This is a genomic window from Bradyrhizobium sp. i1.15.2 (genome assembly GCF_040548425.1).
Taxonomy (GTDB): Bacteria; Pseudomonadota; Alphaproteobacteria; order Rhizobiales; family Xanthobacteraceae; genus Bradyrhizobium; species Bradyrhizobium canariense.
Genome location: NZ_JBEPRQ010000025.1, coordinates 97,429 through 104,969, shown reverse-complemented (window position 1 = coordinate 104,969; position 7,541 = coordinate 97,429). Strand labels below are relative to the sequence as shown.

Below are 7,541 nucleotides of genomic sequence, written 5' to 3'. Positions count from 1 at the left end.
TCGGTGACGTCGTCTGGCAACGGCCAGCTCAAGCCCGCGGCCTCGAACCGCCGGAGCGCCAGGCGCACCGTCGAGGGCGCCGCGCCCACCCGTCGCGCAATCTCGCGGCTCGGCAGCCCGGCCGCCTTCATTCTGATCACATCGCGCACACGGCGCATCGCAAGCCTCTCCGTCGGCATCCAGGGTCCCCTTCGCAAAGCCGAAAGAGTTGACCCTATGGGAGCCAGAAGAGGCCTCGTCACCCGGGCGACATCATCCCGGAATGGTGGGCGACATCATTTCGGAACGGGTGGGCGACTTCAAATCGGAATGGTGGGCGAGATCATCTCGGAATCCTGGGCGACATCGATCGGAATCCGCAGAGATTGGGGGTACGCCTGTTGCAACGCACGACCCGGCGACAAGCGCTGACCGAGGCCGGTGCGGCATTCTACGAGCTAACGCGCGAACCATTGAGGCAACTGCACGACGCCTCCGACCGAGCATCGGAATCGCGAACCAGCCTTCACGGCAGGCTGCGCCTGAGCGCGCCCGTGTCTTTTGGTGTGCGGTATTTACCGTCGGTGCTCAGCCGTTTCAGCGAACAACACCCCGGGGTGGAGATCGACCTGGTGCTCAATGATCGGATCGTCGATCTGGTGGAGGAGGGATTCGATCTGACGCTGCGCATCGGTCGTTTGGCAGACTCCAGCTTGATGTCGCGGCGGCTCGCGCTGTGTCGAAGAGCAATCTGCGCTTCGCCCGCATATCTGGCGCGACACGGCATTCCAAAGCATCCGGCCGACCTGCTTGCTCACAACTGCCTGCGCTACACTCAGGCCGGACAGTCGCAAAGTTGGGCGATGACAGCTCCTGACGGAACCAAGGAAGTGGTGACGGTGGGCGGCAACTTGGCTGCCAATAATGGGACGGCCCTCATGATGGCGGCCTTGGCGGGAGAAGGCATCATTTTGCAGCCGCTGTTCATCGTTGATGAGGCCTTGCGTGATGGCCGGCTGGTTCAACTGCTGTCGACCTACCGCCTCGGTGAATTGGAGCTTCATGCTGTTTTTCCGGCAGCACGCTACATGCCGGTGAAGCTGCGGCGTTTCGTCGACCACTTGGTGGAATCCTATGCCGTCGGGCTACCGTGATAGAGAAAGCGTGGCCCCCATTGGAAGGCTGCCGCGGGCTTAATCGCCGCCTCTGGTGGATTTGACTCGAATGGTTGAGATCAACGCGTATCCCGTGGGCGTCTTGAGTTCGGTGGTTACCGGTTCAACGCGAAAGGACCGATGCTTATTGAGGAAGGGTTCGACCCACTCGTGATGGTCGCGAAAAAAGATAAGTTCTTCTCCGCACCTGGCAATGGCTTGATTTATAGCGCGGACTTCGTTCCGGGAAGGCGTCAGCAGGCGACAACGAAAAGCCTTGAATGTCGTGTCCATATTTTGATCCCGCGCATCAAGATCGGGGCGAATACGCAAAGCAAGGTCGGGAGCTAGCGGCACCAGCCTGTTGATGATTCTTGGATCGTTAGACGTCTCAATTCCGTTTGCGAAATCGCTAGTAAAGAAGGGGCTATCCTTGGCGTATTCGTTAACAACAATATCCCAGGCGGAATTCCCCCAGATGTTCACCCGCTCCATGATTCCATTGATGCCGAGGGCTTGAGGGTACTTCTCGTTGATGGTTGTTTTGATGACCGCACTCTCGATCAACTCGGTATAGCTCTTGCCTCCGAGAGCTTCCGGCGCTCTCGGAATCTCTCCCGATGCGTCGAGGATCTTGCCGGTGGCTTCAACCGTGCTCCTCAAAGGTCCCGAATGTAGCCGCATTGCTGCCGGCGAGCAGATCGTTACGTAGGCGGCGAAGCCGGCAACCACATGGACAGTATCACGACTCGGTTTTCCAGTTCGCAGTTCTGCGATTGCGGGATTGTAGTTGGGTTCGACTGTTTTCAAGAATTCTTCGATGGCTCGATCGTTCAGCAGATATTCGTTCGTGCTACCGTTTTGCACGCGGCAGACATCTTTTGAACTGCATGGGAAAACATGGCCGTCGCGCTTGCGAAAGCCGTGCATCTGCTTTCCATCAAGTTCAGGCGAATAGAACTGCCGCAGATGAACCTGTGAAACGTAATGATCGAGAGGCATGTCGGGTTTTGTCAGAGAATTTCAGAGGGCGGGGCCTCAAAACAATTAGGCGACTCAACCGGACTATAATTTTAGGCATACCGGCTTGCTCAACGAATAAAAGCCCGGGCTGAGAGCGGCGCTTTTGGTTAAACCGCGATGGCCGTTATCGTCGTCATATTCTCGACGACGTAGCGAAGCCGCTCAGCTGTTTCCTGTTGGCTCGAATGCTGTAGACAGGGACGCAACGATAATTCTCTATACACATTTGATTACGGTGATAGTGCACTCTTTATGTTGCCGGATGTCGCAGATGCCATGTCGCAGATAGCGCAGGCCGCGCGTTGGGCAACGAGCGCTTCTTCCACTGCCCCTTGCGACTGACCAGCTATGGTTCATGTGGAGTTTCGACACTCTCACCGCGCTCCCGACCGGTTTTATACGCAGATCGCGAAATGATGATAACGCGCCTGCCGCAGGCGGGAGGCGCCAATCCGTGATGTCTGCTTAAGCCCTGCCGCACCGTTGGTACAGTTGGGTGGGCTCGAACCACCGACCTCCTGTTCCACAGACAGGCGCTCTAACCAACTGAGCTACAACTGCATCCTTGCGAGCCGCCCGAGGGGCGCCCTTGATAGGGCCGGTACCTAAGGGGGGCTGGACGGGGCGGAAACTAGGTGCAACGGGCGTTTTTGGCAAGGCCGCAAACAGACGAAAAACCGGGGTAAATCACCCTCAGCGCAATGAAATCAGGCTTGATGGCGACCGTAGCGAGGTTGCGCTCCCCTCGCCCGCTTGGTCGCGACAGTCCCCCTGAGGAAAGAGCCCTCTCCCGGCCTCTCCCGCAAGCGGGAGAGGTGAAGAAAAAACCCGGGCTTTAGGCCCGGGTTTCTTAATTCAGACGTCCCGGCCAGATCAGGCGGCGGGGTAGAGCTTCGCGGCAGAGGCCTTGATCGGCTCGGCGGCGGCAGTGGCAGCGCGCTGGGCGATCTCGGCGAGCTCCCTGGCCTGGGCCTGGAAGGTCTCGAGCTGCGCCTTGGAATGGTTGGTCCACAGCGCGAACGCATCCTGCGGCGCCTTCACGCTGAACAGCTCCTGGGTGAAGTCGAGATGAGCCTTGGTGTTGGCCTTCGCGAACTCCATCAGCTTGGCGGTGTATTCGCTCACGCCCTTGTGGGCGGACGAGAACACGGCCTCGACGGTGCCGTTGTGGGTCTCGGCGGCGTCCTTGAACTTGGCGTAGTTCTCGCGGGCCTGCGACACGCCCTTTTCGGCGAACGCACGCATCTGCTCGGGGACCTCGAACGGAATGATCGAGGCAGAAAACGGATCAGTCGCACCTGTCATGGTTTGTCCCTCACACTAATGAAAAAACGGAGTGAGCCTTCAGGCGCGCCCGCCGGCCAACTGGGTGACGGGTGCGAAGACTGGAAACACGAAACGAATGATGGCTCGCCCAGCGCGGGGGACCATGGCTGCCTAAAATGTCAACATTGTGCAACGCAATGGGTTTGGAGGGTGCGTTGCAAAATTTAATCTCGGGGAGGATGAGGTTCCCGGGCAGGGGAACCGGTGGTTGAGGGGGTTTGCGACGGCCAGCAGCGCTCTCTCCGTTCCCTCCCCCCTTGTGGGGGAGGGTCAGGGAGGGGGGTGCCACACGGGGATTCTGTCCGTCGCGCTCTGGGCCTCGGGGCAACGACTGAGACCTTTTGCTGGGCTTACCCCTCTCCCTAGCCCTCCCCCACAAGGGGGGAGGGAACGCAGTTGGGGTGGGGCGCTAGCTCGGCTTGATGCGATCGACCATCCGCACGCGCGAATCCTGCGGATGCAGCGCCGGCACGCCTTGCGGGCCTGGGGACATTAAGGTTATCGCGGCTTTAGGCCTTGCCGCCTAGGCTTGGGACGTGGACCTGCCCGCGGCTGCGGGCGATACTAACCCTTTCTTAAGGCTGCCATTCCCGGCAGCCTGATGCGCACAAGCGAGACGCGAAGCCAGTCGGATGACGAGTTCGGATTTCCAGTTGCGAGGCGTGGGCGATCCCCGGCTGGCCGTGCACGCGACTTCGCCGCTGCCCGCCTGGCTCTGGTCGATCGACGGCACGCGCGTGCTCTGGGCCAATCCGGTCGGGGCAAGACTGTTCGGCGCGGCCAATGCCACGGCGCTGGCGGACAGGGTTTTCGGCCCCACCGACAGCCATCGCCGCCAGATCATCCGGCTTGCCGGCCGGCTGCCTCCGAACGGGGCGATCCGGCTCGAACGGATGCGCGGCTTCGGCGCGCGGCTCGGCACGCTGATGACTTGCGCCTGCGCCCGGCTGGACTTCGCCGATGGCGGCCGCGCTGTGCTCGTTACCGCGATGGACCCGGGCTTGCGCACCATGCCGCTGGTCGAGCGCCTGCTTCGTCTCGTCGACGGCGCCAAGACGCCGATGGCGGCGTTCGCGCCCGATGGCCTGTTCGTCGGCGCCAGCGAAACGGCCCGCACCCTGCTCGGCTTCCGCGATCTCGGCGAAGCAGGCCTCGACCGGGCGCGCAGCGATGCGCTTCGCCAGGGCCGCGCCGAGACGCCGATCGGCATCGGCCAGATGGTGCTGCAGCGGGTCGGCAGCGGGGCCGATGTCGGGCTGGTCGCGCTGATCGAGCCTGCCGTGCAGCAGGCGGCGGCTGCGACTGATGACGTTAAAGCCGAGGCCGCTGAAGAGGTCGCGCGCGAAGACATTGTCCAGCGTGAGGCTGCGCCGCCTCCTGCTCCCGCCGCCGTGCCGGAGCATGTTCAAGCTGCGCCGTCGCACGATGCGCCATCCGAAATCGCGCTGTTCGACGCCTTTGCCGAGCCGGTCGACGCGCCGGACGCAACGATCGCGCACGAACCGCCCGCGCGCGAGCCGGCCACTGAGATCGTCTCGATCCAGCAAGCCGTCGAGCAAGCGGCCGAGGCCGCGCCAGAAACTCCGGTTGAAAACTCGGCCGAAGCCATGGTGTCGCCGCAGGCCGCGCCGACCGTGACCGGCATGGTCGAGCCGCCGTCGGGCCACGAAGAGCCGCCCGCACCGCGTCAGCATCCGCTGCGCTTCCTCTGGAAGGTGGATGCAGAGGGCCGCTTTGTGCTTCTGTCCGACGAATTCATCCGCCTGATCGGCCCGCGCACGGCCGCCGGCTTCGACCGCCCCTGGCACGAGATCGCCGACGTATTCGCGCTCGACCCTGAAAGCCGCGTGGCGCAGGCGCTTGCGAGCAAGGACACCTGGGCCGGGATCACCGTGAACTGGCCGGTCGACGGCGGCGAGCATCTGCCGGTCGAGCTTGCCGGACTTCCGGTTTATGACGGCGACCGCAATTTCGCGGGCTTCAGGGGATTTGGCGTCTGCCGCGATCTCGATGGCCTCAACCGGCTCGATGCGCTCAGGCGTTTTGAGCTGCTGGCCGAACCGCAGGCGCCGCAAAGCCTGTCCGCCGATATGGTCGAACCCGAGCCAGAGGCGCCGCCTCCGCCGATCGAACCGCCCGCACCTGAGCCTGAGCCTGAGCCTGAAGCTAAACTGCCCGCCCCCCCAACCGACGCGAATTCACATCCAACCGATCCGGAAACGCCAGTGGAAACGCCTCCCAATGTCCTGCCGTTCCGCGCGCCCGGCGACACGCGATCGCCGACGCTGACGCCGGTCGAGAACAGCGCATTCAACGAGCTCGCCCGGCAATTGTCCGAGCGCCTCGAGCGCGACAAGGAAACCATCGCGGCATCGGCCGAACCGCCGGATGCCGAGATCACGCCCGAAGCGCCGACGCCGGAGCCCGAGCCCAAGTCTGAGACGCCGCACACGCCAGCCGAATGGCTGAGCGCGCCCGCGCCGCCGGCGCACGGCCACAGCCCGCGCGACCGCGCGCTGCTCGACCTGCTGCCATCAGGCATCCTGATCTACCGGCTCGACCGCCTGCTCTACGCCAACCCCGCGTTTCTCGCGCGCATGGGCTATGCCAGCCTGAGCGCCCTGGAGAACGCCGGCGGGCTGGATGCGCTCTATGTCGAGCCGGGCGTGTCCGCGGCCAGCAGCACATCGCAAGCAGGCACGCCTGTCACGATCAGCGCGACGCTCGCCAATGGCGAAGCGCCGCTGCCGACCACCGAAGCGCATCTGCACGCGATCGACTGGGACGGCGAGAGCGCGCACGCGCTGATCTGCGCGCTGCCGCAAGCAGCACCCGCTGCGCCCGTCGTTGCGGAGACCGTGATCGCAGAGACCATTGTCCCCGAGACCTTCCCGCCCGAGCCCGACGTCGGCGAGGCGGACGCGGAAGATCTCGCCGCGATCCTCGACACCACGGCCGAGGGCATCGTGATGTTCGATGCCGAAGGCAACATCCACGCCTGCAACCGCAGCGCCGAGGCGCTGTTCGGCTATGACGGCGAGACGCTGATGCAGCAGAATCTGGTGACGCTGTTCGCGCCGGAGAGCCAGCATGTCGTGATCGACTATCTCGAAAACCTCAAGAGCCAGGACATCGCGAGCCTGCTCGACCACGGCCGCGAGGTGCTGGGGCGCGAGAAGAAGGGCGGCGTCATTCCGCTCGCCATGATCATGGGCCGCACCAGGCCCGACGGCCCGAACTTCTTCGCCGTGTTCCGCGACCTCTCGCACAGCAAGCAGGGCGAGAGCGAGCTGACGCAGGCGCGACGCCTGGTCGACGGCGCGGCCAATGCCAAGGCCGACATGCTGGCGCGGATCAGCCACGAGATCCGCACGCCGCTCAACGCCATCATCGGCTTCTCGGAGGTGATGATTTCGGAACGCTTCGGCACGCTCGGCAACGAGCGCTACGGCGAGTACATGAAGGACATCCGCGCCTCCGGCGAGCGCGTCATCGCCATCATCGACGACCTGCTCGAGCTGTCGCGGATCGAGACCGGCAAGCTCGACCTCAACTTCGCCAACCTCAACCTCAACGATCTGGTCGAGGCCTGCGTGGTCGTGATGCAGCCGCAGGCCAATCGCGAGCGCATCATCATCCGCACCTCGCTCGGCCATGCGCTGCCGCAGGTGAGCGCGGATGCGCGCGCGATGCGGCAGATCACCATGAACCTGATCTCCAACTCGATCCGGCTCGCCAGCGCCGGCGGCCAGGTCATCGTCTCGACCGCCCTCACCGACCGCGGCGAGGTCGCACTTCGGATCCGCGACACCGGCCATGGCCTTACCGAGCGCGAAGTCGCCGCCGCGATGGAGCCGTTCCGGACGCCACCGCCCGGCGACGCCGAAGACAATTCGGCGCTGAGCCTGTCGCTGACCAAGGCCCTGGTCGAAGCCAACCGCGCCCGGTTCAACATCAAGAGCGCGGCGAACTCCGGCTCGCTGATCGAGGTGGTGTTCGCACCGGCGCTGGCGCAGGCTTAGCCTTCGCCACATCGTCGTCCCGGCGAAGGCCGGGGAC

The 7,541-nt window shown here is 63.8% G+C and carries 5 protein-coding genes and 1 tRNA gene; 2 read left to right on the top strand and 4 right to left on the bottom strand.

Annotated features, from left to right (window positions below; genetic code table 11):
* A partial coding sequence (locus tag ABIB80_RS31380) for a helix-turn-helix domain-containing protein (RefSeq protein WP_354128957.1) occupies nucleotides 1-158 on the bottom strand: 158 nt, incomplete at its 3' end.
* A gap of 222 nt (nucleotides 159-380) precedes the next feature.
* Between ABIB80_RS31380 and ABIB80_RS31375 the strand changes: the two genes are divergently transcribed.
* The gene (locus ABIB80_RS31375; protein ID WP_354128956.1) at nucleotides 381-1,133 is read left to right on the top strand and encodes a LysR family transcriptional regulator; all 753 of its coding nucleotides are present in this window, start codon (nucleotides 381-383) and stop codon (nucleotides 1,131-1,133) included.
* Nucleotides 1,134-1,172: 39 nt separating this feature from the next.
* On the opposite strand, the gene ABIB80_RS31370 is transcribed toward ABIB80_RS31375, so the two are convergent.
* The 3 genes from ABIB80_RS31370 to ABIB80_RS31360 form a co-directional block, all read right to left on the bottom strand.
* Nucleotides 1,173-2,135: a DUF4238 domain-containing protein gene (locus ABIB80_RS31370; RefSeq protein ID WP_083869872.1), complete on the bottom strand. Its 963-nt coding sequence runs from the start codon at nucleotides 2,133-2,135 to the stop codon at nucleotides 1,173-1,175.
* Nucleotides 2,136-2,640: 505 nt separating this feature from the next.
* Nucleotides 2,641-2,717, bottom strand: a tRNA-His gene (locus ABIB80_RS31365).
* A gap of 312 nt (nucleotides 2,718-3,029) precedes the next feature.
* Nucleotides 3,030-3,461: a phasin gene (locus ABIB80_RS31360; protein ID WP_007596705.1), complete on the bottom strand. Its 432-nt coding sequence runs from the start codon at nucleotides 3,459-3,461 to the stop codon at nucleotides 3,030-3,032.
* Between the two features lie 653 nt (nucleotides 3,462-4,114).
* Here ABIB80_RS31360 and ABIB80_RS31355 point away from each other — a divergent pair.
* Nucleotides 4,115-7,504, top strand: coding sequence for a PAS domain-containing protein (locus ABIB80_RS31355; RefSeq protein ID WP_354128955.1), 3,390 nt, complete (start codon nucleotides 4,115-4,117; stop codon nucleotides 7,502-7,504).
* Nucleotides 7,505-7,541 lie beyond the last annotated feature (37 nt).

What these genes read in the sequence shown, in the direction of transcription:
- ABIB80_RS31370 (WP_083869872.1), bottom strand. Translation starts at nt 2,135, where the DNA reads ATGCCTCTCGATCATTACGTTTCACAGGTTCATCTGCGGCAGTTCTAT.
- ABIB80_RS31360 (WP_007596705.1), bottom strand. Translation starts at nt 3,461, where the DNA reads ATGACAGGTGCGACTGATCCGTTTTCTGCCTCGATCATTCCGTTCGAG.
- ABIB80_RS31355 (WP_354128955.1), top strand. Translation starts at nt 4,115, where the DNA reads ATGACGAGTTCGGATTTCCAGTTGCGAGGCGTGGGCGATCCCCGGCTG.